The organism is Amycolatopsis sp. NPDC049688 (genome assembly GCF_040674975.1).
In the GTDB taxonomy this organism is placed as follows: Bacteria; Actinomycetota; Actinomycetes; order Mycobacteriales; family Pseudonocardiaceae; genus Amycolatopsis.
Genome location: NZ_JBFANY010000004.1, coordinates 1 through 23,422 on the forward strand (window position 1 = coordinate 1; position 23,422 = coordinate 23,422).

The 23,422-nt window shown below is 67.8% G+C and carries 37 protein-coding genes; all 37 read left to right on the top strand.

Annotated features, from left to right (window positions below; genetic code table 11):
* Positions 1–629 precede the first annotated feature (629 nt).
* The 37 genes from rpsL (at position 630) to rplQ (ending at position 23,379) form a co-directional block, all read left to right on the top strand.
* Positions 630–1,004 carry a 30S ribosomal protein S12 gene (gene rpsL, locus AB0J55_RS15260; RefSeq protein WP_003102113.1) on the top strand — a complete coding sequence of 125 codons (375 nt, stop codon included), beginning with the start codon at positions 630–632 and terminating at the stop codon, positions 1,002–1,004.
* Complete coding sequence (gene rpsG / locus AB0J55_RS15265) at positions 1,004–1,474, top strand: 30S ribosomal protein S7 (RefSeq protein ID WP_003102106.1); 471 nt, start codon at positions 1,004–1,006, stop codon at positions 1,472–1,474. The genes rpsL and rpsG overlap by 1 nt, the downstream gene beginning before the upstream one ends.
* 63 nt (positions 1,475–1,537) lie before the next feature.
* The gene (gene fusA / locus AB0J55_RS15270; RefSeq protein WP_364248210.1) at positions 1,538–3,637 is read left to right on the top strand and encodes an elongation factor G; all 2,100 of its coding nucleotides are present in this window, start codon (positions 1,538–1,540) and stop codon (positions 3,635–3,637) included.
* A gap of 130 nt (positions 3,638–3,767) precedes the next feature.
* Positions 3,768–4,961, top strand: a complete 1,194-nt coding sequence (gene tuf / locus AB0J55_RS15275) for an elongation factor Tu (RefSeq protein ID WP_091304691.1) — start codon at positions 3,768–3,770, stop codon at positions 4,959–4,961.
* 411 nt (positions 4,962–5,372) lie between these two features.
* Positions 5,373–5,678: a 30S ribosomal protein S10 gene (gene rpsJ, locus AB0J55_RS15280; protein ID WP_003102098.1), complete on the top strand. Its 306-nt coding sequence runs from the start codon at positions 5,373–5,375 to the stop codon at positions 5,676–5,678.
* 31 nt (positions 5,679–5,709) lie between these two features.
* The gene (gene rplC, locus AB0J55_RS15285) at positions 5,710–6,366 is read left to right on the top strand and encodes a 50S ribosomal protein L3 (RefSeq protein WP_003102093.1); all 657 of its coding nucleotides are present in this window, start codon (positions 5,710–5,712) and stop codon (positions 6,364–6,366) included.
* Positions 6,363–7,052 (top strand): 50S ribosomal protein L4, encoded by a 690-nt coding sequence (gene rplD / locus AB0J55_RS15290; RefSeq protein WP_364248212.1) that lies wholly within the window; start codon positions 6,363–6,365, stop codon positions 7,050–7,052. Before rplC ends, rplD begins: the two co-directional genes overlap by 4 nt.
* Positions 7,049–7,360 carry a 50S ribosomal protein L23 gene (gene rplW, locus AB0J55_RS15295; protein WP_003102087.1) on the top strand — a complete coding sequence of 104 codons (312 nt, stop codon included), beginning with the start codon at positions 7,049–7,051 and terminating at the stop codon, positions 7,358–7,360. Before rplD ends, rplW begins: the two co-directional genes overlap by 4 nt.
* Before the next feature lie 15 nt (positions 7,361–7,375).
* Complete coding sequence (gene rplB / locus AB0J55_RS15300; RefSeq protein WP_310967696.1) at positions 7,376–8,209, top strand: 50S ribosomal protein L2; 834 nt, start codon at positions 7,376–7,378, stop codon at positions 8,207–8,209.
* An 18-nt stretch (positions 8,210–8,227) separates the two neighbouring features.
* Positions 8,228–8,509 (top strand): 30S ribosomal protein S19, encoded by a 282-nt coding sequence (rpsS, locus tag AB0J55_RS15305; RefSeq protein WP_003102083.1) that lies wholly within the window; start codon positions 8,228–8,230, stop codon positions 8,507–8,509.
* A gap of 31 nt (positions 8,510–8,540) precedes the next feature.
* The gene (rplV, locus tag AB0J55_RS15310) at positions 8,541–8,957 is read left to right on the top strand and encodes a 50S ribosomal protein L22 (RefSeq protein WP_003102079.1); all 417 of its coding nucleotides are present in this window, start codon (positions 8,541–8,543) and stop codon (positions 8,955–8,957) included.
* On the top strand, positions 8,957–9,790 hold the full coding sequence (gene rpsC, locus AB0J55_RS15315) for a 30S ribosomal protein S3 (protein ID WP_176173271.1): 834 nt from the start codon (positions 8,957–8,959) through the stop codon (positions 9,788–9,790). Before rplV ends, rpsC begins: the two co-directional genes overlap by 1 nt.
* A 3-nt stretch (positions 9,791–9,793) precedes the next feature.
* The gene (gene rplP / locus AB0J55_RS15320; RefSeq protein ID WP_004558864.1) at positions 9,794–10,213 is read left to right on the top strand and encodes a 50S ribosomal protein L16; all 420 of its coding nucleotides are present in this window, start codon (positions 9,794–9,796) and stop codon (positions 10,211–10,213) included.
* Positions 10,213–10,458: a 50S ribosomal protein L29 gene (rpmC, locus tag AB0J55_RS15325; protein ID WP_191316653.1), complete on the top strand. Its 246-nt coding sequence runs from the start codon at positions 10,213–10,215 to the stop codon at positions 10,456–10,458. Before rplP ends, rpmC begins: the two co-directional genes overlap by 1 nt.
* Complete coding sequence (gene rpsQ, locus AB0J55_RS15330) at positions 10,455–10,733, top strand: 30S ribosomal protein S17 (RefSeq protein ID WP_043781942.1); 279 nt, start codon at positions 10,455–10,457, stop codon at positions 10,731–10,733. Before rpmC ends, rpsQ begins: the two co-directional genes overlap by 4 nt.
* Before the next feature lie 79 nt (positions 10,734–10,812).
* Positions 10,813–11,181: a 50S ribosomal protein L14 gene (gene rplN, locus AB0J55_RS15335; protein WP_004558867.1), complete on the top strand. Its 369-nt coding sequence runs from the start codon at positions 10,813–10,815 to the stop codon at positions 11,179–11,181.
* On the top strand, positions 11,181–11,495 hold the full coding sequence (gene rplX, locus AB0J55_RS15340; RefSeq protein ID WP_013222610.1) for a 50S ribosomal protein L24: 315 nt from the start codon (positions 11,181–11,183) through the stop codon (positions 11,493–11,495). Before rplN ends, rplX begins: the two co-directional genes overlap by 1 nt.
* Positions 11,495–12,058 carry a 50S ribosomal protein L5 gene (gene rplE, locus AB0J55_RS15345; RefSeq protein WP_004558869.1) on the top strand — a complete coding sequence of 188 codons (564 nt, stop codon included), beginning with the start codon at positions 11,495–11,497 and terminating at the stop codon, positions 12,056–12,058. The genes rplX and rplE overlap by 1 nt, the downstream gene beginning before the upstream one ends.
* A gap of 4 nt (positions 12,059–12,062) precedes the next feature.
* Positions 12,063–12,248, top strand: a complete 186-nt coding sequence (locus tag AB0J55_RS15350) for a type Z 30S ribosomal protein S14 (RefSeq protein ID WP_004558870.1) — start codon at positions 12,063–12,065, stop codon at positions 12,246–12,248.
* 90 nt (positions 12,249–12,338) lie between these two features.
* Positions 12,339–12,737 carry a 30S ribosomal protein S8 gene (gene rpsH, locus AB0J55_RS15355; RefSeq protein ID WP_004558871.1) on the top strand — a complete coding sequence of 133 codons (399 nt, stop codon included), beginning with the start codon at positions 12,339–12,341 and terminating at the stop codon, positions 12,735–12,737.
* 16 nt (positions 12,738–12,753) lie between these two features.
* Positions 12,754–13,293, top strand: a complete 540-nt coding sequence (rplF, locus tag AB0J55_RS15360; RefSeq protein WP_364248217.1) for a 50S ribosomal protein L6 — start codon at positions 12,754–12,756, stop codon at positions 13,291–13,293.
* Between the two features lie 2 nt (positions 13,294–13,295).
* The gene (rplR, locus tag AB0J55_RS15365; RefSeq protein ID WP_004558873.1) at positions 13,296–13,694 is read left to right on the top strand and encodes a 50S ribosomal protein L18; all 399 of its coding nucleotides are present in this window, start codon (positions 13,296–13,298) and stop codon (positions 13,692–13,694) included.
* Positions 13,695–13,728: 34 nt separating this feature from the next.
* Positions 13,729–14,373, top strand: a complete 645-nt coding sequence (gene rpsE, locus AB0J55_RS15370) for a 30S ribosomal protein S5 (protein WP_004558874.1) — start codon at positions 13,729–13,731, stop codon at positions 14,371–14,373.
* Position 14,374: 1 nt separating this feature from the next.
* Positions 14,375–14,560, top strand: coding sequence for a 50S ribosomal protein L30 (rpmD, locus tag AB0J55_RS15375; RefSeq protein ID WP_004558875.1), 186 nt, complete (start codon positions 14,375–14,377; stop codon positions 14,558–14,560).
* Positions 14,557–15,003, top strand: coding sequence for a 50S ribosomal protein L15 (gene rplO, locus AB0J55_RS15380; protein ID WP_086842934.1), 447 nt, complete (start codon positions 14,557–14,559; stop codon positions 15,001–15,003). Before rpmD ends, rplO begins: the two co-directional genes overlap by 4 nt.
* Positions 15,004–15,657: 654 nt before the next feature.
* Entirely contained in the window at positions 15,658–16,188 is a 531-nt protein-coding gene (locus AB0J55_RS15385) for a hypothetical protein (protein ID WP_364248220.1), read from the top strand.
* Positions 16,189–16,478: 290 nt separating this feature from the next.
* Positions 16,479–17,786 carry a preprotein translocase subunit SecY gene (gene secY / locus AB0J55_RS15390; RefSeq protein WP_364248222.1) on the top strand — a complete coding sequence of 436 codons (1,308 nt, stop codon included), beginning with the start codon at positions 16,479–16,481 and terminating at the stop codon, positions 17,784–17,786.
* Positions 17,783–18,337: an adenylate kinase gene (locus AB0J55_RS15395; RefSeq protein ID WP_364248224.1), complete on the top strand. Its 555-nt coding sequence runs from the start codon at positions 17,783–17,785 to the stop codon at positions 18,335–18,337. The genes secY and AB0J55_RS15395 overlap by 4 nt, the downstream gene beginning before the upstream one ends.
* Before the next feature lie 44 nt (positions 18,338–18,381).
* Entirely contained in the window at positions 18,382–19,158 is a 777-nt protein-coding gene (map, locus tag AB0J55_RS15400) for a type I methionyl aminopeptidase (RefSeq protein WP_364248226.1), read from the top strand.
* Positions 19,159–19,425: 267 nt separating this feature from the next.
* Positions 19,426–19,647 carry a translation initiation factor IF-1 gene (gene infA, locus AB0J55_RS15405; RefSeq protein ID WP_004558881.1) on the top strand — a complete coding sequence of 74 codons (222 nt, stop codon included), beginning with the start codon at positions 19,426–19,428 and terminating at the stop codon, positions 19,645–19,647.
* 37 nt (positions 19,648–19,684) lie between these two features.
* Positions 19,685–19,798 carry a 50S ribosomal protein L36 gene (gene rpmJ, locus AB0J55_RS15410; RefSeq protein ID WP_004558882.1) on the top strand — a complete coding sequence of 38 codons (114 nt, stop codon included), beginning with the start codon at positions 19,685–19,687 and terminating at the stop codon, positions 19,796–19,798.
* Between the two features lie 206 nt (positions 19,799–20,004).
* On the top strand, positions 20,005–20,385 hold the full coding sequence (gene rpsM / locus AB0J55_RS15415) for a 30S ribosomal protein S13 (RefSeq protein ID WP_004558883.1): 381 nt from the start codon (positions 20,005–20,007) through the stop codon (positions 20,383–20,385).
* Complete coding sequence (locus tag AB0J55_RS15420) at positions 20,382–20,567, top strand: hypothetical protein (RefSeq protein ID WP_004558884.1); 186 nt, start codon at positions 20,382–20,384, stop codon at positions 20,565–20,567. Before rpsM ends, AB0J55_RS15420 begins: the two co-directional genes overlap by 4 nt.
* 18 nt (positions 20,568–20,585) lie before the next feature.
* Positions 20,586–20,993 (top strand): 30S ribosomal protein S11, encoded by a 408-nt coding sequence (gene rpsK / locus AB0J55_RS15425; RefSeq protein ID WP_004558885.1) that lies wholly within the window; start codon positions 20,586–20,588, stop codon positions 20,991–20,993.
* 23 nt (positions 20,994–21,016) lie between these two features.
* Complete coding sequence (gene rpsD, locus AB0J55_RS15430) at positions 21,017–21,622, top strand: 30S ribosomal protein S4 (RefSeq protein WP_125306120.1); 606 nt, start codon at positions 21,017–21,019, stop codon at positions 21,620–21,622.
* 105 nt (positions 21,623–21,727) lie between these two features.
* Positions 21,728–22,798, top strand: coding sequence for a DNA-directed RNA polymerase subunit alpha (locus AB0J55_RS15435; RefSeq protein ID WP_004558887.1), 1,071 nt, complete (start codon positions 21,728–21,730; stop codon positions 22,796–22,798).
* 41 nt (positions 22,799–22,839) lie between these two features.
* Positions 22,840–23,379, top strand: coding sequence for a 50S ribosomal protein L17 (rplQ, locus tag AB0J55_RS15440; RefSeq protein WP_364248229.1), 540 nt, complete (start codon positions 22,840–22,842; stop codon positions 23,377–23,379).
* The last annotated feature ends 43 nt before the right edge of the window (positions 23,380–23,422 follow it).

The window sequence follows — 23,422 nt, forward strand, 5'->3', positions numbered from 1 at the left end:
TTGTTTTTCTGCCCGGGGCGGTTCGGTTTTCTATGGGGGGAAAGCGTGCCTTGACAAACCCGACCGCCGGCTGAAGGGAAGGCTGAGGATGAGGGGCAGGGGAGGTCTGGTGACGTCGTTGGTCGGCTTGCGCTGCCGGCCGCCGGTTCGCATGTGGTGATGCTGTAGGCGCCTTGCGGCCCCCACGGCCCTCGAGCAGCCCCTTGCCGCTCCAGCGTCGCGAGCCGGCTCCGACCCCGCGAACCACCCCGCCAGCCGGAACCGCCCACATCCCACCACCGTGATCGCCCCGCGACCCGAGGCGTGGGAATGTCCCGCAGGCCCGGGGCGTTGAGAGGTACGCTGGAGGTTCGTCGCCCCACTGAGACCTACAGACCCCCCGCCGCGCTCCTCCCGGACCCGGGCGGGTATCTTTGGAGACCGTGCCCGGCATGCGTCGGGCCGCTCCGCGTGCCGTGCGGCATGGTCGGGGTGCTTCGGCACCCGGTCACCGGCTTCGGCAGGTCGGGGTTCCGACGGAAATCCCTCCGGGAAGTTACCGGTCGCGAGACCGTGACGCGGGCCGACACGCCCGACCGCGGGGGCCGGTGAAGACACGAAGAAGCAGATCACGACAGGAAGCTGGTCCATTGCCCACGATCCAGCAGCTGGTCCGCAAGGGCCGCCAGGACAAGGCTGCCAAGCAGAAGACGGCGGCCCTCAAGGGGAGCCCGCAGCGGCGTGGCGTGTGCACCCGCGTGTACACCACGACCCCCAAGAAGCCGAACTCGGCGCTGCGCAAGGTCGCGCGTGTGAAGCTGACCAGCGGCATCGAGGTCACCGCCTACATCCCCGGTGAGGGCCACAACCTGCAGGAGCACTCGATGGTGCTCGTGCGCGGTGGTCGTGTGAAGGACCTTCCGGGTGTCCGTTACAAGATCATCCGCGGTTCGCTCGACACCCAGGGTGTCAAGAACCGCAAGCAGGCGCGCAGCCGGTACGGCGCGAAGAAGGAGAAGAGCTAATGCCCCGCAAGGGTCCGGCCCCGAAGCGGCCGCTGATCTCCGACCCCGTCTACGCCTCCCCGCTGGTCACCCAGCTGGTGAACAAGGTGCTGAAGGACGGGAAGCGGTCCCTGGCCGAGCGCATCGTGTACGGCGCGCTCGAAGGCGCTCGCGAGAAGACGGGCACCGACCCGGTCGTCACGCTGAAGCGCGCCCTCGACAACGTGAAGCCCACCATCGAGGTGAAGAGCCGCCGCGTCGGTGGTGCCACCTACCAGGTGCCGATCGAGGTCAAGCCGGGCCGCTCCACCACGCTGGCGCTGCGCTGGCTGGTCTCCTTCTCGCAGGCCCGCCGCGAGAAGACGATGATCGAGCGCCTGCAGAACGAACTGCTGGACGCTTCCAACGGCCTCGGTGCCTCGGTGAAGCGTCGCGAAGACACGCACAAGATGGCCGAGTCCAACCGGGCCTTCGCGCACTACCGCTGGTGATGACCGCCCGGCTGTCGACCAAGCCATGCCGGGCCCCAAGCTTGAGAACAGGGGAACACTCTCGTGGCACGTGAAGTGCTGACCGACCTGAACAAGGTCCGCAACATCGGCATCATGGCCCACATCGACGCCGGCAAGACGACGACCACCGAGCGGATCCTGTTCTACACCGGGGTCAACTACAAGATCGGTGAAGTCCACGACGGCGCCGCCACCATGGACTGGATGGAGGAGGAGCAGAAGCGGGGTATCACCATCACCTCGGCTGCCACCACCACCTTCTGGGACGACCACCAGATCAACCTGATCGACACCCCCGGGCACGTCGACTTCACCGTCGAGGTGGAGCGCAACCTGCGGGTGCTCGACGGCGCGGTCGCCGTCTTCGACGGCAAGGAAGGTGTCGAGCCGCAGTCCGAGCAGGTCTGGCGGCAGGCGGACAAGTACGACGTCCCGCGCATCTGCTTCGTCAACAAGATGGACAAGCTGGGTGCGGACTTCTACTACACCCTGCGCACCATCGAGGAGCGCCTCGGCGTCAAGCCGCTGGCGATCCAGCTGCCCATCGGCGCCGAGAACGACTTCGAAGGCGTCGTCGACCTGGTCCGGATGAAGGCCCTGGTCTGGCGCGGCGAGGTGCAGAAGGGCGAGGACTACGCGGTCGAGGAGATCCCGGCCGACCTGGCCGACCGGGCCGCGGAATACCGCGAGAAGCTGGTCGAGACCGTCGCCGAGACCGACGACTCCCTGATGGAGAAGTTCCTCGAGGGCGAAGAGCTGTCGGAGGCCGAGATCAAGGCCGGCATCCGCAAGCTCGTGATCACCCGGGCGGCGTTCCCGGTCCTGGCCGGTTCCGCGTTCAAGAACAAGGGCGTGCAGCCCATGCTCGACGCGGTGATCGACTACCTGCCGTCGCCGCTGGACGTCCCGGCCGTCGAGGGCCTGCTGCCCGACGGCGAGACCACGGCGACCCGCAAGGCGTCGGTCGACGAGCCGTTCGCGGCTCTCGCGTTCAAGATCGCGGCGCACCCGTTCTTCGGCAAGCTGACCTACATCCGGGTGTACTCGGGCAAGGTCGCTTCCGGCGCACAGGTCATCAACGCGACCAAGGAGCGCAAGGAGCGCATCGGGAAGATCTTCCAGATGCACTCCAACAAGGAGAACCCGGTCGACGACGCCCAGGTCGGCCACATCTACGCGGTCATCGGGCTGAAGGACACCACCACGGGTGACACCCTGGCGGACCCGCAGAACCCGATCGTGCTGGAGTCGATGACGTTCCCCGAGCCGGTCATCCGGGTCGCGATCGAGCCGAAGACGAAGGCCGACCAGGAGAAGCTGTCCCTGGCGATCCAGAAGCTGGCCGAAGAGGACCCGACGTTCCAGGTCAAGCTGGACGAGGACACCGGCCAGACGATCATCGCGGGCATGGGCGAGCTGCACCTCGAGGTGCTGGTGAACCGGATGAAGTCCGACTACAAGGTCGAGGCGAACATCGGCAAGCCGCAGGTCGCCTACCGTGAGACGATCAAGAAGACGGTCGAGAAGCTCGACTACGTCCACAAGAAGCAGACCGGTGGTTCCGGCCAGTTCGCGAAGGTCATCGTGAAGCTGGAGCCGCTCGAGCGCACCGACGGCGCGCTCTACGAGTTCGACAACAAGGTGACCGGTGGTCGCGTGCCTCGGGAGTACATCCCGTCGGTGGACGCGGGCGCGCAGGACGCGATGCAGTACGGCGTTCTGGCCGGCTACCCGCTCGTCGGGTTGAAGTTCACCCTGTTGGATGGTGCGTACCACGAGGTCGACTCTTCGGAGATGGCGTTCAAGATCGCCGGTTCCATGGCGATGAAGGAAGCCGCGAAGAAGGCCGGCCCGGTGATCCTGGAGCCGATGATGGCGGTCGAGGTGACCACGCCCGAGGACTACATGGGTGACGTCATCGGTGACCTCAACTCCCGCCGTGGTCAGATCCAGGCCATGGAGGAGCGGTCCGGTACCCGCGTCGTGAAGGCGCTGGTCCCGCTGTCGGAGATGTTCGGCTACGTCGGCGACCTGCGGTCCCGCACCCAGGGCCGGGCGAACTACTCCATGGTGTTCGACTCCTACGCCGAGGTTCCCGCGAACGTCGCGAAGGAAATCATCGCGAAGGCGACGGGGGAGTAAAACCCCTCAGCGCTCGCGGGCATTAAGGGACTCTCCTGAACGTCCGCAGCACCGACGAAGGAACAATCGTGGGGCGGCAGCCACGCCGCCCCACGAGCACAAAGCGAAATCAGTCCAGGAGGACATTCCAGTGGCGAAGGCGAAATTCGAGCGGACCAAGCCGCACGTCAACATCGGCACCATCGGTCACGTTGACCACGGCAAGACGACTCTGACCGCGGCCATCACCAAGGTGCTGCACGACAAGTACCCGGAGCTGAACGAGTCGCGGGCGTTCGACCAGATCGACAACGCGCCGGAAGAGAAGCAGCGCGGCATCACGATCAACATCTCGCACGTCGAGTACCAGACCGAGAAGCGTCACTACGCCCACGTGGACGCCCCGGGTCACGCGGACTACATCAAGAACATGATCACCGGTGCCGCCCAGATGGACGGCGCGATCCTGGTCGTGGCCGCCACCGACGGCCCGATGCCGCAGACCCGTGAGCACGTGCTGCTCGCCCGCCAGGTCGGCGTGCCCTACATCGTGGTCGCGCTGAACAAGGCCGACATGGTCGACGACGAGGAGATCCTCGAGCTCGTCGAGCTGGAGGTCCGCGAGCTGCTGTCCTCGCAGGAGTTCCCGGGCGACGACGCGCCGGTCGTGCGCGTTTCCGGCCTGAAGGCCCTCGAGGGCGACGAGAAGTGGTCCGAGGCCGTTCTCGAGCTGATGACCGCCGTCGACGACAACGTGCCGGACCCGGTGCGTGAGCTCGACAAGCCGTTCCTGATGCCGATCGAGGACGTCTTCACCATCACCGGTCGTGGCACCGTGGTGACCGGTCGCGTCGAGCGCGGCCAGATCAACGTCAACGAAGAGGTCGAGATCGTGGGTATCCGCGAGAAGTCGACCAAGACCACCGTCACCGGTGTCGAGATGTTCCGCAAGCTGCTCGACTCGGGCCAGGCGGGCGACAACGTCGGCCTGCTGGTCCGCGGCATCAAGCGCGAGGACGTCGAGCGCGGCCAGGTCGTCGTGAAGCCGGGCACCACCACCCCGCACACCGACTTCGAGGGCCGGGTCTACATCCTGTCGAAGGACGAGGGTGGCCGTCACACCCCGTTCTTCAACAACTACCGCCCGCAGTTCTACTTCCGCACCACCGACGTGACCGGCGTCGTGACCCTCCCCGAGGGCACCGAGATGGTCATGCCGGGCGACAACACCGACATCTCGGTCCAGCTGATCCAGCCGGTCGCGATGGACGAGGGTCTGCGCTTCGCCATCCGCGAGGGTGGCCGGACCGTCGGCGCGGGTCAGGTCACCAAGATCATCAAGTGACGTAGGCGCCCTGCGCCCGGGTAATACACCCCCGGGTGCAGGGCGTCAACTCACGTGTGCGACACTATTTTGGTTGCTCGTCCTGGGGCGGCCGATCCCTTCGAGGGTCCGGCCGCCTCGGTGCGAGTGGCCACGGTCCGCGGAGCTCTTTCCTTCGGGTGAGGCGAGCGGGCAAAGGCAGTGAGACGACAGTGCTTGCCAAAAGCGGTGCCGACTCAACGCCTCCTCACGTTGAGGAAGACCAGGCAAGACGACGATCCCGCGGGATCCGTCTGTGCGTCGGGCGCGACACGCCCGACCGCGTGGACCGGGGACAGGGCCGTTGAACTGCGGAAACCCAGCGTCAGGGTGGAAACACCCGGCGGGGTTTGTGAGATAGCGGCACGAGACGACAAGGAACGAGCAGCCACCATGGCGGGACAGAAGATCCGCATCCGGCTCAAGGCCTACGACCACGAGGCGATCGACACCTCGGCGCGCAAGATCGTGGAGACGGTCACGCGCACCGGCGCCCGGGTTGTCGGGCCGGTGCCGCTGCCCACCGAGAAGAACGTTTACTGCGTCATCCGCTCGCCGCACAAGTACAAGGACTCGCGCGAGCACTTCGAGATGCGCACGCACAAGCGTCTGATCGACATCCTCGACCCGACGCCGAAGACGGTCGACGCGCTCATGCGCATCGACCTGCCGGCGAGCGTCGACGTCAACATCCAGTAAGCGTTGGGCGAGCGGCGGAGATAAGAGACTCATGTCTGACAGGCAGATGAAGGGCATCCTGGGCACCAAGCTCGGCATGACCCAGGTCTTCGACGAGCAGAACCGGGTTGTCCCGGTCACCGTCGTGAAGGCCGGTCCGAACGTGGTCACCCAGGTTCGGACCCAGGACAAGGACGGCTACGCGGCCGTGCAGCTGGCGTTCGGCGCGGTCGACCCGCGCAAGGTGAACAAGCCGCGCACCGGCCACTTCGACAAGGCGGGCGTGACCCCGCGCCGGTTCCTCGCCGAGCTGCGCACCACCGACGCCGAGACCTACGAGGTCGGCCAGGAGATCACCGCCGAGGTGTTCGCCGCCGGCGTCGAGGTCGACGTGACCGGGACCAGCAAGGGCAAGGGCTACGCGGGTGTCATGAAGCGCCACGGCTTCAAGGGCCAGGGCGCGAGCCACGGTGCCCAGGCCGTGCACCGCAAGCCGGGTTCGATCGGTGGCTGCGCCACCCCCGGCCGCGTCTTCAAGGGCCTGCGCATGGCGGGCCGGATGGGCAACGACCGGGTCACCACGCAGAACCTGACCGTGCACGCCGTGCGTGCCGAGGACGGCCTGCTGCTGATCAAGGGCGCTGTGCCCGGTCCCAAGGGCGGCCTGCTGTTCGTGCGCAGCGCCGCGAAGGGTGGTAACTCCGAATGACAAGCGTCGAGCTGAAGACCCCGGCCGGTAAAGCCGACGGCACGGTCGATCTCCCCGCGGAGATCTTCGACGTGCAGGCCAATGTCGCGCTGATGCACCAGGTCGTGGTGGCCCAGCAGGCCGCCGCGCGCCAGGGCACGCACGACACGAAGACCCGTGGTGAGGTTCGCGGTGGCGGCAAGAAGCCGTACCGCCAGAAGGGCACCGGCCGTGCCCGCCAGGGTTCGACCCGCGCGCCGCAGTTCGTCGGCGGTGGCGTCGTGCACGGCCCCACGCCGCGCGACTACACCCAGCGCACCCCGAAGAAGATGAAGGCCGCCGCCCTGCGTGGCGCCCTCTCCGACCGGGCCCGCGCCGGCCAGCTGCACGTCGTCACCGAGCTGGTGACCGGCGAGAAGCCGTCCACCAAGGCCGCCAAGACCGCCCTCGCCGCCGTGACGGCCGCGAAGCGCGTGCTCGTGGTGCTGGACCGGGCGGACGAGCTGAGCTGGGTTTCCCTGCGGAACCTGCCCGAGGTGCACATCCTCTGGGCCGACCAGCTCAACACCTACGACGTGCTGGTCAACGACGACGTCGTGTTCACCAAGGCCGCGTACGACGCGTTCGTCGCCGGCCCCGTCCGCGGTAAGACCGTCAAGGCTTCCGCGCGGTCGGGCGAGGTCACGGAAGGGAGTGACGAGAAGTGAGTTCGGTCGCCATTCCGGACCCCCGCGACATCCTGCTCGCGCCGGTCATCTCCGAGAAGTCCTACGGGCTGCTCGAGGACCACAAGTACACGTTCATCGTCCGCCCGGACGCCAACAAGACCCAGATCAAGATCGCGGTCGAGAAGGTGTTCGGCGTCAAGGTGGTCAGCGTCAACACGGCCAACCGCCAGGGCAAGCGGAAGCGGACTCGCGCCGGCTTCGGCAAGCGCAAGGACACCAAGCGCGCCATCGTGACTCTTTCGCCCGAGAGCAAGGCGATCGAGATCTTCGGCGGACCCACCGCGTAAAGGACTGAGCTGACAATGGGCATCCGCAAGTACAAGCCGACGACCCCCGGTCGTCGCGGTTCGAGCGTCTCGGACTTCGCCGAGATCACCCGCTCCACCCCGGAGAAGTCGCTGCTTCGTCCGCTGAGCGGTTCGGGCGGTCGCAACTCGTCCGGCAAGATCACCACCCGGCACAAGGGTGGCGGCCACAAGCGCGCCTACCGCGTCATCGACTTCCGTCGCAATGACAAGGACGGCATCCCCGCCAAGGTCGCGCACATCGAGTACGACCCCAACCGGTCGGCTCGCATCGCGCTGCTGCACTACGCCGACGGCGAGAAGCGCTACATCATCGCGCCGGAGAAGCTGAAGCAGGGCGACACCGTCGAGAACGGCCCCCGGGCCGACATCAAGCCGGGCAACAACCTGCCGCTGCGCAACATCCCGGTCGGCACCGTGATCCACGCGATCGAGCTCCGCCCCGGCGGCGGCGCGAAGATGGCGCGGTCCGCGGGCGCGAAGGTGCAGCTCGTCGCCAAGGACGGTCCGTACGCCCAGCTGCGTCTCCCCTCGGGCGAGATCCGCAACGTGGACGTGCGCAACCGCGCCACGGTCGGCGAGGTCGGCAACTCCGAGCACGCCAACATCAACTGGGGCAAGGCCGGCCGCAACCGCTGGCGCGGCAAGCGCCCCACGGTCCGCGGTGTCGTCATGAACCCGGTCGACCACCCGCACGGTGGTGGTGAGGGCAAGACCTCCGGTGGTCGCCACCCGGTCAACCCGAACGGTAAGCCCGAGGGCCGCACGCGTCGCCGCAAGGCGTCCGACGCCCTCATCGTCCGCCGCCGGCGTACCGGCAAGAAGCGCTGAGCAGGGAGGTAGAAGCACATGCCACGCAGCCTTAAGAAGGGCCCGTTCGTGGACGACCACCTGCTCAAGAAGGTGGACGCGCTGAACGAATCGGGCAAGAAGACGGTCATCAAGACCTGGTCGCGCCGCTCGACGATCATCCCGGACTTCCTGGGACACACGATCGCGGTGCACGACGGCCGCAAGCACGTCCCGGTGTTCGTCACCGAGGCGATGGTGGGTCACAAGCTGGGCGAGTTCGCCCCGACGCGGACCTTCAAGGGCCACATCAAGGACGACCGCAAGTCGCGCCGCCGCTGAGCGGGCACGAGAGAGAACAAGGGAAGTAGCGATGAACGCCCAGAACGACGCGACGACCGAGGCTCTGCCTACGGCGTACGCGCGGGCTCGCTTCGTCCGGGACTCGCCGACCAAGGTGCGCCGGGTGATCGAGCTCATCAAGGGACGTAGCGCCGCCGACGCCTTGGCCGTGCTCCGGTTCGCCCCCCAGGCGGCCAGCGAGCCGGTCGCGAAGGTGCTCGCCAGCGCCGTGGCCAACGCCGAGAACAACCTTCAGCTGGACCCGGAGACGCTCTGGGTCAAGAACGCGTACGCCGACGAGGGCCCCACCCTCAAGCGCATCCGCCCGCGGGCCCAGGGCCGCGCGTACCGGATCCGCAAGCGGACCAGCCACATCACCGTCGAGGTGGAGTCGCGTCCCGCCGTCGCGCAGAAGGCTCAGAGCAAGAAGAAGGCAGGTGGCCGGTAGTGGGCCAGAAGATCAACCCGCACGGTTTCCGCCTGGGTATCACCACGGACTGGAAGTCGCGCTGGTACGCCGACAAGCAGTACGCCGAGTACGTGGCCGAGGACGTCAAGATCCGCAAGCTCCTCGCCACCGGCATGGAGCGCGCGGGCATCTCCAAGGTCGAGATCGAGCGCACCCGTGACCGCGTCCGCGTGGACATCCACACCGCCCGGCCGGGCATCGTCATCGGCCGCCGCGGCGCGGAGGCCGACCGGATCCGCGGCGCGCTGGAGAAGCTGACCAAGAAGCAGGTCCAGCTGAACATCCTCGAGGTCAAGAACCCCGAGGCCGACGCCCAGCTGGTCGCCCAGGCGGTCGCGGAGCAGCTCTCCAACCGCGTGGCGTTCCGCCGCGCGATGCGGAAGGCGATCCAGACCTCCATGCGCTCGCCGCAGGTCAAGGGCATCCGCGTGCAGTGCGGCGGCCGTCTCGGCGGTGCCGAGATGTCCCGCTCCGAGCACTACCGCGACGGCCGTGTCCCGCTGCACACGCTGCGCGCCGACATCGACTACGGCTTCTTCGAGGCCAAGACGACGTTCGGCCGCATCGGCGTCAAGGTGTGGATCTACAAGGGTGAGCTCGTCGGTGGCCTGAAGGCCCGCGAAGCCCGCGACGCCGCCGAGCGCGCGCCGCGCGGTGGTCGCGACCGCAGCGACCGGCCGTCCCGTCCGCGTCGTTCCGGCGCCTCGGGCACCACCGCCACCTCGACCGAAGCCGGTCGTGCGGCCGCCGCCGCCACGACCGAGGCCCCGGCGGCCCCGGCCACCGAGACCGCAGAAAAGACGGAGGGCTGAGACGTGCTCATCCCGCGCAGGGTCAAGCACCGGAAGCAGCACTCCCCGAAGCGCCACGGCGCCGCCAAGGGTGGCACGAAGGTCAGCTTCGGCGAGTACGGCATCCAGGCGCTTGAGCACAGCTACGTGACGAACCGGCAGATCGAGTCCGCTCGTATCGCCATGACCCGTCACATCAAGCGTGGTGGCAAGGTGTGGACGACCATCTACCCGGACCGCCCGCTGACCAAGAAGCCGGCCGAGACCCGGATGGGTTCCGGTAAGGGTTCGCCCGAGTGGTGGATCGCCAACGTGAAGCCGGGTCGCGTGATGTTCGAGATCTCGTTCCCGAACGAGGAGACGGCTCGCGAGGCGCTGCGCCGCGCGATCCACAAGCTGCCCATGAAGTGCCGCATCGTGACCCGTGAAGGTGGTGAGTTCTGATGGCTAACGCAGGTGCCCAGGCATCGGAGCTGCGTGAGCTCACCGCGGAAGAGCTCGTCCTGCGTCTGAAGGAATACAAGGAGGAGCTGTTCAACCTCCGCTTCCAGATGGCGACCGGGCAGCTCGACAACAACCGCCGTCTGCGCACCGTCCGCACGGACATCGCGCGGATCTACACGGTCATGCGCGAGCGCGAACTCGGCCTGTCCGTTGCCCCCGACGCCGAGAGTGAAGGTGCCGCATGAGCGAGCCCACCACCGAGACGCCGGCCCGGAACGACCGCAAGGTCCGCGAGGGCTACGTCGTCTCGGACAAGATGAACAAGACGATCGTGGTCGAGCTCGAGGACCGCAAGAAGCACCCCCGTTACTCGAAGGTCGTCCGCTCCACCTCCAAGGTGAAGGTGCACGACGAGAACAACGAGGCGGGCGTGGGCGACCGGGTCACCCTGATGGAGACCCGCCCGCTGTCGGCGACGAAGCGCTGGCGCCTGGTGCAGATCGTGGAGAAGGCCAAGTAAGCAGGGCTCTTCGGAGTTCTTAGTTCCGCAAGGCTCGCGGGTTTCCCCGCGAGAACCGGCGCGACATACAGGAGTAGACGTGATCCAGCAGGAGTCGCGGCTTCGGGTAGCCGACAACACGGGTGCGAAGGAAATCCTCTGCATCCGGGTTCTCGGTGGCTCCGGGCGGCGCTACGCCGGCATCGGCGACATCATCGTCGCCACCGTGAAGGACGCCATCCCGGCTGCCGGGGTGAAGAAGGGCGACGTCGTCAAGGCCGTCATCGTCCGCACGGTCAAGGAGCGCCGTCGTCCGGACGGTTCCTACATCCGGTTCGACGAGAACGCCGCCGTGCTCATCAAGAACGACAACGAGCCCCGCGGCACCCGCATCTTCGGCCCGGTGGGCCGCGAGCTGCGCGACCGAAAGTTCATGAAGATCATTTCGCTCGCGCCGGAGGTGCTGTGATGAAGGTGAAGAAGGGCGACACGGTCGTCGTCATCGCCGGCAAGGACAAGGGCGCCAAGGGCAAGGTCATCCAGGCTTACCCGGAGCGCGAGCGCGTGCTGGTCGAGGGCGTGAACCGGATCAAGAAGCACACGCGGATCAGCCAGACCCAGCGCGGCGCGCAGTCCGGCGGCATCGTCACGCAGGAGGCGCCCATCCACGTCTCGAACGTGATGGTCGTCGACTCGGACGGCAAGCCGGCCCGGGTGGGTTACCGCATCGGCGAGGACGGCAAGAAGGTCCGGATCTCGCGCCGGAACGGTAAGGACATCTGATGACCACCGCAGAGAAGACCTCGCCGCGCCTCAAGGTGCGGTACCGCGAGGAAATCAAGGGCCAGCTGCAGGCTGAGTTCTCCTTCGCCAACGTCCACCAGATCCCGGGCGTCGTGAAGGTCGTCGTGAACATGGGCGTCGGCGACGCCGCCCGCGACAGCAAGCTGATCGAGGGCGCGGTCCGCGACCTCGCCGCGATCACCGGCCAGAAGCCGGAGGTCCGGAAGGCCCGCAAGTCCATCGCGCAGTTCAAGCTGCGCGAGGGCCAGCCGATCGGCGCGCGCGTCACGCTGCGCGGCGACCGGATGTGGGAGTTCCTCGACCGGCTGCTGACCATCGCGCTGCCGCGTATCCGCGACTTCCGCGGGCTTTCGCCGAAGCAGTTCGACGGCCACGGCAACTACACCTTCGGTCTCAACGAGCAGTCGATGTTCCACGAGATCGACCCCGACTCCATCGACCGCCCCCGCGGCATGGACGTCACCGTCGTCACGACCGCCACGAACGACGACGAGGGCCGGGCGCTGCTGCGCAAGCTCGGCTTCCCGTTCAAGGAGAACTGAGCCGATGGCCAAGAAAGCACTGGTCCACAAGGCCGCGAAGAAGCCGAAGTTCGCCGTGCGCGCCTACACCCGCTGCCAGCGGTGCGGCCGCCCGCACGCCGTGTTCCGCAAGTTCGGGCTCTGCCGGATCTGCCTTCGCGAGATGGCGCACGCGGGCGAGCTGCCCGGCGTCCGCAAGTCCAGCTGGTAAGAGCTTCTTTTTAACTCCAGATTCGCCACAGGCCCTGCCGCCCGTGTACCGGGCGGCGGGGAACCAGGCGAGAAAGGTTGACAGGTCACCATGACGATGACCGACCCCATCGCAGACTTCTTGACGCGTCTGCGCAACGCGAACTCGGCGTACCACGACGAGGTCAAGCTCCCGCACTCGAAGCTCAAGGCGAACATCGCCGAGATCCTCAAGCGCGAGGGTTACATCGCGGGTTACCACGACGAGCCGGGCGAGAAGCACAAGAACCTCGTCGTCGAGCTCAAGTACGGCCCCAACCGCGAGCGGAGCATCGCCGGCCTGCGCCGCGTCTCCAAGCCGGGTCTGCGGGTCTACGCAAAGTCCACCGAACTGCCGTCGGTCCTCGGCGGCCTGGGCATCGCGATCATTTCGACGTCCGGTGGCCTGCAGACGGACCGGCAGGCCAAGCGCAACAGCGTGGGCGGCGAAGTCCTCGCCTACGTCTGGTAAGGGAAGGGGTAAAGGCATGTCACGCATCGGAAAGCTGCCGGTCGCCGTCCCTTCCGGGGTCGAGGTGACCATCGACGGTCAGCAGATCAAGGTCAAGGGGCCCAAGGGCACCCTGGAGCACACCATCGCCGAGCCGATCACCGTCGAGCGCGACGAAGACGGCACGCTGCTGGTCAAGCGCCCGGACGACGAGCGCACCTCCAAGGCGCTGCACGGGCTCACCCGCACGCTGGTGAACAACCTCGTCGTCGGCGTCACCGCCGGCTACGAGAAGAAGATGGAAATCCACGGCGTGGGTTACCGCGTGCAGGCCAAGGGCGCGGACCTCGAGTTCGCCCTCGGCTACTCGCACCCGGTCAAGATCGAGGCCCCCGAGGGCATCACCTTCAAGGTGGAGACCCCGACCCGGTTCTCGGTCTCGGGCATCGACAAGCAGAAGGTCGGCCAGATCTCGGCCGTCATCCGCAAGCTGCGGCGCCCGGACCCGTACAAGGGCAAGGGCCTGCGCTACGAGGGTGAGAAGATCCGCCGCAAGGTCGGAAAGACGGGTAAGTGATCATGAGCGACACGACTACGAAGCGCAAGCCGGTGGGCAAGGACATCTCGACCCGCCGCCGCGTCGCGAAGGCCCGTCGGCACTTCCGGCTCCGCAAGAAGGTCTCGGGCACCGAGCAGCGTCCGCGCCTGGTCGTCAAGCGGTCCTCGCGGCACATCGCCGTGCAGGTGATCGACGACCTCGCCGGCCACACGCTGGTGTCGGCGTCCACCCTCGAGGCGGACGTCCGGGCGGTCGACGGCGACAAGAAGGCCAAGGCCGCCAAGGTCGGGGCCCTCGTCGCCGAGCGGGCCAAGAACGCCGGGATCTCGGCTGTGGTGTTCGACCGTGGGGGCAACGCCTACCACGGCCGCATCGCCGCGCTCGCCGACGCCGCCCGTGAGGCGGGGTTGGAGTTCTGACGATGCAGAAGCTTGTTAACGGAAGGAAAGCCTGATGCCGGGACGTACACGGCAATTCGGCGGCGGCCAGGGTGGACCCGGCGGGCAGGGCGGCAACGACCGCGGTGACCGTCGCGACCGCCGCGACCGGCGCGACAGCGGCCGTGGCGGGGCGGCCCAGGACAAGACCCCGCACCTCGAGAAGGTCGTGACGATCAACCGCGTCGCCAAGGTCGTCAAGGGTGGTCGTCGCTTCAGCTTCACCGCCCTGGTGGTCGTCGGCGACGGCGACGGTCAGGTCGGCGTCGGCTACGGCAAGGCCAAGGAAGTTCCCGCGGCCATCGCCAAGGGCGTCGAGGAAGCGAAGAAGAACTTCTTCCGCGTCCCGCGCGTCGGCGGCACCATCCCGCACCCGATCCAGGGTGAGGAAGCCGCCGGTGTCGTGCTGCTCCGCCCGGCGTCCGCCGGTACCGGCGTCATCGCCGGTGGCCCGGTGCGCGCGGTGCTGGAGTGCGCGGGTGTCCACGACGTGCTGTCGAAGTCGCTCGGCTCCGACAACGCGATCAACATCGTGCACGCGACCGTGGCGGCCCTGAAGGGTCTGCAGCGTCCCGAAGAGGTGGCGGCCCGCCGTGGCCTGCCGCTCGAGGACGTCGCCCCGGCCCGGATGCTGCGCCAGCGTGCCGGCCAGGGGGTCTGACATGGCTCAGCTCAAGGTCACGCAGGTCAAGAGCAAGATCGGCACGAAGCACGCTCACCGCGAGTCGCTGCGCACCCTCGGGCTGCGCAAGATCCGCCAGAGCGTCGTGCGTGAAGACACCCCCCAGGTGCGCGGCCTGATCCACACCGTCCGCCACCTGGTGGAGGTCGAGGAGGTTCAGGCATGACGGCCATCAAGATCCACCACCTGCGTCCGGCTCCGGGCGCCAAGCGCGACAAGATCCGCGTGGGCCGTGGTGAGGGTTCGAAGGGCAAGACGGCCGGTCGCGGTACGAAGGGCACCAAGGCCCGGAAGAACGTGCCGGCCCGGTTCGAGGGTGGGCAGATGCCCATCCAGATGCGGCTCCCGAAGCTCCGCGGCTTCAAGAACCGCTTCCGCACCGAGTACCAGCCGGTGAACGTGGGCGACATCGCCCGCGTCTTCCCGGACGGCGGCACCATCGGCGCCGACGAGCTGGTCAAGGGCGGCCTGGTCCGCAAGGGCAAGCTGGTGAAGGTCCTCGGCAACGGCGACGTGAACGGCGTCAAGCTGAACGTCACCGCCGACGCGTTCTCCGGCTCCGCCAAGGAGAAGCTCGAAGCGGCCGGTGGCTCCGCCACCACCAACTGAAGTTCGCCGTAACCGGAAGGCCCGCCTGGTCCGCCAGGCGGGCCTTCCGGCGTTCGGGGTGCAGTTGGGCGGCCGGATTCCTTGCCGCCGCGGGGCAGCCCGACGCAGGATCAAGAGGTGGACAGACCGTCGCAGGAGCCACCCGATCAGGTGGGATCACCGCCCGCCGCCGCGGAGTCGCCGTTGAGCTTCCCCGTCGAGGCCCCGCGGCCTGCGGGCCCGGAGCCGGGAGCTGGGGCGCCGCCCGGGCAGGCTTGGACTCCGCCCTTGCAGGTCCCCGCCGAGGCCCCGCGGCCCGCGGGGCCGCAGGTGGGCGAGCCGCCGCGGGACGGGCCGCCGGGTGAGCTCTTCGCGGGCGGTATGCCCAGCAGCGCCGCCGGTCCACCGCAGGCCGAGCCGCTGAGCTTCCCGGTCGAGGCCCCGCGCCCCGCCGGCCCCGAGCCGGGAGCGGGCGCGCTCTTCCCCGGCGAGCCACCCCCACCTGCGCCCCTCCAGCCCGCCGCGCCGCTCCCGTTCCCGGTCGCCCAGCTCCCCGGTACCCCCGCAGCGCCCTCACCAGCCCCTGAGCCGCCGCAAACCGCCGCTCCCACCTCCCCGGCCCCCAACCCCCTTCCTCGCTTCCTCCCGCCCCTCCTAGCCCTCGTCGCCGCCCTGATGACCGCTCTCGGGGCCTTCCTGCCTCTCTTCCGGATCCGGCAGAGCTTCGGCCCGGTCCAGCGGTTCCTCGACGCCCAGCTGACCGTCACCGAGACCGCCTGGGGCAGTTCCTTCGCCGTCCCCGGTCAGGAGGTCACCGAACAGACCGGCTCGCCCGTCGGCATCCCGCTGCTGCTCGCCGTCGCCGTGCTGGTCGCCGGGGCCCTCGCCGCCTTCGTGCGGCCCGAACGCGGGCGGTGGCTGGTTGCCGCCGGGGCCGTCTTCGGCGCCGGGGTCGTCGTCACCGTCGGCATGGACGGCATCGGGTGGTCCGTCGCCACCGGCGGGGAGAACCTCGACGTCACCCTCGGCGCCGGGATGTGGCTGCTGATCGGGGGGACCGTCGCCGCGGGCGCCGCCGCCGTGCTGGCCTGGGTGCGCCGGCAACCCGGCTGGGCCGATCCGGCCGTCGCCTACGCCGACACCCCGACCCCGCCCTCCGGCGTCGCCATCACCGTGCTGCCGCCCGAGGAGCCGGGCAACCCCTGACACCGAGGTCACGGCGCGAATCCGGCGGGCCGGGTGATCCACATCTGTCAAGCGATTCCGCCAAGACGGCGATGTGGATCAACCCGCCGGAGCAACCTTGGTACGGAAAACGCACACGGACTGCGGACACGCCCTGTGAAGCTGTTAGAGTCGGCGACACGCTTCGGGACGAGTGTGCCCCGAAGCGTTCCTGGCTTGCGTGCCAGTAGTGCTGTGTGTTCCTGCCGGCCCCGTGCCGGCCAAGCCGATCGTCGGTTAGGACAGCCGACGACGCCGAGGAGGTCCCCCGCGTGCTCAGCGCCTTCCGCTCGGCTCTCGCGACGCCGGATCTACGCAAGAAGATCCTGTTCACGCTAGCCATCGTCGCGGTTTACCGAATCGGTGCGACCATTCCGGCGCCCGGCATCTCGTACGGTGCCGTACAGGCCTGCAGCTCCCAGGCGCAGCAGGAGGGCGTCTACCAGCTGCTGAACCTGTTCAGCGGTGGTGCGCTGCTGCAGCTGTCGCTCTTCTCGACCGGCATCATGCCGTACATCACGGCGAGCATCATCATCCAGCTGCTCACCGTGGTCATCCCGCGGTTCGAGGAGCTGAAGAAGGAAGGCCAGTCCGGCCAGGGCAAGCTGACCCAGTACACCCGGTACCTGACGATCGCGCTGGCGATCCTGCAGGCCACCGGTGTGGTCGCGCTCGCGGACCGCAAGCAGCTCTTCCCCGACTGCCAGTCGCCGATCATCCCGGACAACAGCGTCTACTCGCTGGCCATCATCGTCATCACGATGACCGCGGGCACCGCCGTCATGATGTGGCTGGGCGAGCTGATCACCGAGCGCGGTGTCGGCAACGGCATGTCCGTCCTGATCTTCCTGAACATCGCCGCGCGCATCCCGGTCGAGGGCGGGAACATCCTGTCCAACGGCGGCGGCATCGCGCTGACGATGATCTGCATCTTCGGCCTGGTGATCATCGCCAGCGTCATCTTCGTCGAGCAGGGGCAGCGCCGGATCCCGGTGCAGTACGCCAAGCGCATGATCGGCCGCCGGATGTACGGCGGCACGTCGACCTACCTGCCGATCAAGGTCAACCAGGCCGGCGTCATCCCGGTCATCTTCGCGTCGTCCCTGCTGTACCTGCCGGACCTGATCAGCCGCCTCGTCGGCGACCAGAACAGCAACTCCGGCTGGCAGGTCTTCATCAAGAACTACATCGTGAACCAGTCCAGCTGGGTGCACATCGCGCTGTACTTCGGCCTGATCATCTTCTTCACGTACTTCTACATCACGATCACGTTCAACGTGGACGAGCGTGCGGAAGAGATGAAGAAGTTCGGTGGCTTCATCCCGGGCATCCGCCCGGGCCGCCCGACGGCCGAGTACCTGAGCTTCGTCCTGGGCCGGATCACCCTGCCCGGCTCGCTGTACCTGGGCATCATCGCGATCCTTCCGAACTTCTTCCTGTCGGTGACCGGTAGCGGGAACAACCAGAACTTCCCGTTCGGTGGCACGGCTGTGCTGATCATGGTCGGTGTCGGCCTCGACACCGTGAAGCAGATCGAAAGCCAGCTGATGCAGCGCAACTACGAAGGGTTCTTGAAGTGACGCGTCTGGTTCTCGTGGGTCCGCCCGGCGCGGGCAAGGGTACGCAGGCGGTGGCCCTGTCGGAGCAGCTGCGTGTCCCGCACATCTCCACGGGTGACCTGTTCCGCGCGCACGTCGGCCAGGAGACCCCGCTGGGCCAGGAGGCGAAGCGGTACCTGGACTCGGGTGAGCTCGTGCCCGACTCGGTGACCAACGAGATGGTCCGCGAGCGGCTCGCCGAGCCGGACGCCAAGGTCGGCTTCCTGCTCGACGGCTTCCCCCGCAACACGAAGCAGGCCGAGGTCCTGGGCGAGATCCTGGGCGACGCGGACGCCTCGCTCGACGCGGTGATCCAGCTGCAGGTCCCGGAGGACGTCGTCGTCGCGCGGCTCATGTCCCGCGGCCGCGCGGACGACACCGAAGAGGTCATCCGCCGCCGTCAGCAGATCTACGTCTCGGACACCGCGCCGCTGCTCGAGTACTACGCCGACATCCTGGTGACCGTCGACGGCGTCGGCAGCGTCGAAGAGATCTCCGGGCGGGTCCTGGCCGCCCTGCGCGACCGCACGTGAACCTCGGAGGACTGCGTGTTCTGCAAGTGCTCCGGCGCGGGCGCATGATCGAGGTCAAGACCCCGGACGAGCTGCAGGCGATGCGGGCGGCCGGCCTGGTCGTCGCCCGCACGCTCGCCGCGGTCCGCGCCGCGGCGAAGCCGGGCGTCAGCACCGCCGAGCTCGACGAGCTGGCCGAGCAGACGATCCGGGACGCCGGCGCGGTGCCGTCGTTCAAGGGCTACCACGGCTTCCCGGCGTCGATCTGCGCGTCGGTGAACGAGCAGATCGTGCACGGCATCCCGGCGAAGACCCAGGTGCTGGCCGACGGCGACATCATCTCCGTCGACTGCGGGGCGATCCTCGACGGCTGGCACGGCGACTCCGCCGTGACGCTGGCCATCGGCCAGGTCGCCGACGCCGACCTCGCGCTGTCCGCGGCCACCGAGGCGGCGATGTGGGCCGGGATCGAGGCGGTCACGCCCGGCGGCCGGCTCACCGACATCTCCTTCGCCGTCCAGTCCGCCGCCGAGCGCGCGGGCCGCGACGACGGCATCGAGTACGGGATGATCGTCGAGTACGGCGGCCACGGCATCGGCCGCCAGATGCACATGGACCCGTTCCTGCCGAACGTCGGCAAGCCGGGCAAGGGCCCGCGGCTCAAGCCGGGCATGGCCCTGGCCATCGAGCCGATGCTGACCGGCGGTGGCGGCGAGACCCGCGAGCTGGACGACGGCTGGACGGTCGTCACGGCCGACGGCTCCCGCGCGGCCCACTGGGAACACACCGTCGCGATCACCGAGGACGGCCCGTGGGTGCTCACCGCACCCGAGGACTCCTGACCTGGGTATTCACCCACAAGCGGTGATCGCCATCACGTCCACCTGCATGCGCCTTTAGCATGGTCACCCCCGGTTTGGGGGTCGCGACACGACATGCGTACACTGTCAAGTCGGCGCACTTATCGCGCCCGGATCCTGCGCGCTCGTGAATTCACGGTCTAGGGACCCGGGCACCAGTGTGCCACGCACCACCCCAACCCGGCACTAGTGCTCGAGTTGATCACGGGTGTGGCGGTCGACGTTCGATGACAAGGAAATGCGGAGGACATGGCGAAGAAAGACGGGGCCATCGAGGTCGAAGGCCGCGTAGTCGAGCCGCTCCCCAACGCGATGTTCCGCGTCGAGTTGGAGAACGGTCACAAGGTCCTGGCTCACATCAGCGGCAAGATGCGGCAGCACTACATCCGCATCCTGCCGGAGGACAGGGTTGTCGTGGAGCTGTCGCCCTACGACCTCTCTCGTGGTCGCATCGTCTACCGCTACAAGTGATCACGAAGAGCAGCTCAACAGCAGGAGAGCAGAAGACGTGAAGGTTCAGCCGAGCGTCAAGAAGATCTGCGACAAGTGCAAGGTGATCCGCCGCCACGGCCGGATCATGGTGATCTGCGAAAACCTGCGGCACAAGCAGCGGCAGGGCTGATCGCCAAGCACTCGAGCAGAGTGGCTTGACGGCTTTACCCAACCTCCCCGCACCTGCCGGCTCACGTGTGAGCCGGACCACCCCCGGGCTTCAGGCCGGGGCCGGGACACCCGAAGCGCAAGCCGAGGGCACGACAGGCGAGTCGGTCCCGGAACCGGACGGGGAGCAGACCTGAAGACGAAACCGAAGAAGGAGCATCAGCGCCAATGGCACGACTCGCTGGCGTAGACCTCCCCCGCGAGAAGCGGTTGGAGATCGCGCTTACCTACATCTACGGCATCGGCCGTACCCGCTCGAAGCAGCTCATCAAGGCTGCCGAGCTCAACGCGGACACCCGCGTCAAGGACCTCAGCGATGACGACCTCGCGAAGCTGCGTACGTACATCGAAGAGAACTTCAAGGTCGAGGGTGACCTTCGCCGTGAGGTGAACGCCGACATCCGTCGGAAGATCGAGATCGGGTGCTACGAGGGCCTTCGCTGGCGCCGCGGACTTCCCGTCCGTGGGCAGCGCACGAAGACCAACGCCCGTACCCGCAAGGGTCCGAAGAAGACGGTCGCCGGCAAGAAGAAGGCTGGCAAGAAGTGAGCGTCCAGGGCAAGAAGGTCGTGCAGATGGGTGGCGTTCACCGCCGCGGCTCGGCTTGTGTCTCGCCCAAGGCGCTCTACGCCCGCCCGATGGCGCTCCGCAACCTGTACACCGACGCCGGTTCGATCATCCGGCGCGGCCAGGCCGAAGCGGTCGCCGCTCACCAAGAGAACGCGCGCTAACAGGAGAACCCTCAGAACATGCCACCGAAGTCTCGTACTGCGGCCGGGGCCAAGAAGGTCCGCCGCAAGGAAAAGAAGAATGTCGCGCACGGTCACGCGCACATCAAGAGCACCTTCAACAACACCATCGTCTCGATCACGGACCCGACCGGTGCCGTGATCGCGTGGGCGTCGAGTGGGCACGTGGGCTTCAAGGGCTCCCGCAAGTCCACCCCGTTCGCCGCGCAGATGGCTGCTGAGAACGCTGCCCGCAAGGCCGCCGAGCACGGCATGAAGAAGGTCGACGTCTTCGTGAAGGGCCCGGGTTCGGGCCGCGAGACGGCGATCCGCTCGCTGCAGGCGGCCGGCCTCGAGGTCGGCACCATCCAGGACGTGACCCCGCAGCCTCACAACGGCTGCCGCCCGCCCAAGCGGCGCCGGGTCTGAGGAACGGGGAGGAGTAAGAAGAAATGGCTCGTTACACCGGCCCCGCGACGCGTATTTCGCGTCGCCTCAAGGTTGACCTCATCGGCGGCGACCAGGCTTTCGAGCGTCGCCCCTACCCGCCGGGCCAGCACGGCCGCGGGCGCATCAAGGAGTCCGAGTACCTCCTGCAGTCGCAGGAGAAGCAGAAGGCTCGCTACACCTACGGCGTTCTCGAGCGTCAGTTCGTCCGGTACTACAAGGAAGCCGTCCGGCGTCCGGGCAAGACCGGTGAGAACCTGCTGCAGATCCTCGAGTCCCGCCTGGACAACGTGATCTACCGCGCCGGCATCGCCCGCACCCGCCGTCAGGCGCGTCAGCTGGTGAGCCACGGCCACTTCCTGGTCAACGGCCAGAAGGTGAACGTCCCGTCGTTCCAGGTCACCAAGTGGGACATCATCGACGTGCGGCCGAAGTCCATGGGCATGCTGCCGTTCGTCGCGGCGAAGGAGTCCTTCGGCGAGCGCCCGATCCCGGCGTGGCTGCAGGTCGTCCAGTCCAACCTCCGCGTGCTGGTCCACCAGCTGCCGGAGCGTGCGCAGATCGACGTTCCGGTGCAGGAACAGCTGATCGTCGAGCTCTACTCGAAGTAGTCCGGCCCTGGCTGGACGCAGGGCGGCGGCGCAACAGGTGCGCCGCCGCCGCGCCATCCCTTCGACGTCATATGGCGGGCGTCGTCTGGAAAGGAACAAGGAAGAATGCTGATTTCCCAGCGGCCGGCTCTCGGCGAAGAGACGGTCAACGAGACCCGCTCCCGGTTCACCATCGAACCGCTGGAGCCCGGCTTCGGCTACACGCTCGGCAACTCGCTGCGTCGTACGCTGCTGTCGTCCATCCCGGGCGCGGCCGTGACGAGCATCCGCATCGACGGCGTGCTGCACGAGTTCACCACCGTTCCCGGGGTGAAGGAAGACGTCACCGACATCATCCTGAACCTCAAGGAGCTCGTGGTGTCCTCGGAAGAGGACGAGCCGGTCACCATGTACCTGCGCAAGCAGGGCCCGGGTGAGGTCACGGCGGCCGACATCGTGCCGCCGGCGGGTGTCACCGTGCACAACCCGGATCTGCACATCGCGTCGCTGAACGGCAAGGGCAAGCTCGAGATCGAGCTCGTCGTCGAGCGCGGCCGCGGTTACGTTCCGGCCCTGCAGAACAAGCAGGCGGGCGCGGAGATCGGCCGGATCCCGGTCGACTCGATCTACTCGCCGGTGCTCAAGGTGACCTACAAGGTCGAGGCCACCCGTGTCGAGCAGCGCACCGACTTCGACAAGCTGATCCTGGACGTCGAGACCAAGCCGTCGATCACGCCGCGCGACGCGGTCGCGTCGGCCGGCAAGACGCTGGTGGAGCTGTTCGGTCTCGCCCGCGAGCTGAACGTCGACGCCGAGGGCATCGAGATCGGCCCGTCGCCGCAGGAGGCGGACACCATCGCCGCCTACGCGATGCCGATCGAGGACCTGGACCTCACCGTCCGGTCGTACAACTGCCTCAAGCGCGAGGGCATCCACACGGTGGGCGAGCTCGTCTCGCGCAGCGAGGCGGACCTGCTCGACATCCGCAACTTCGGCGCCAAGTCGATCGACGAGGTCAAGCTCAAGCTCGTCGGCCTCGGCCTCGCGCTGAAGGACAGCCCGCCCGGGTTCGACCCGACCGCGGCGGCCGCCAGCTACGACGGTGAAGGCTGGTCGGAGGGTGTCGGTGGCATCGCCGACGGGATTTCGGACGGCCACGACGATGGCCAGGACTACGCAGAGACCGAGCAGCTCTGAGGCTCTGTGCCCGGACGCTGTGAGCTGAACTAGGAGAACCAATGCCCACCCCTACCAAGGGAGCCCGGCTCGGCGGGTCGTCCGCGCACGAGCGGCTGATCCTGGCCAACTTGGCCACGCAGCTGTTCGAGCACGGCAAGATCACGACCACCGAGGCGAAGGCCCGCCGGGTCCGCCCGCTGGCCGAGAAGCTGATCACGAAGGCGAAGCGGGGCGACCTGCACAACCGCCGTCAGGTGCAGAAGGTCGTCCGTGACAAGGACGTCCTGCACAAGCTGTTCGCCGAGATCGGTCCGCACTTCGCGGAGCGTGCGGGTGGCTACACCCGGATCACCAAGACGATGCCGCGCAAGGGCGACAACGCCGCCATGGCCGTCATCGAGCTGGTGGCCGAGAAGACGGTGACTTCGGAAGCCGAGCGCGCTCGCAAGACGAAGTTCGCGAAGGACGAGAAGGCTGCCGCCCCGGTCGCCGAGGAGACCACCGAGGCGCCCGCCGCCGAGGAGGCTCCGGCCGAGGACACCGCCGCCGCCGAGACCGAGGCTCCTGCTTCGGACGACGCGGACGCCAAGAAGGACTGACGTCCTGACGGCCGATTCGACACCGGACGAGCCCGCCACTCCC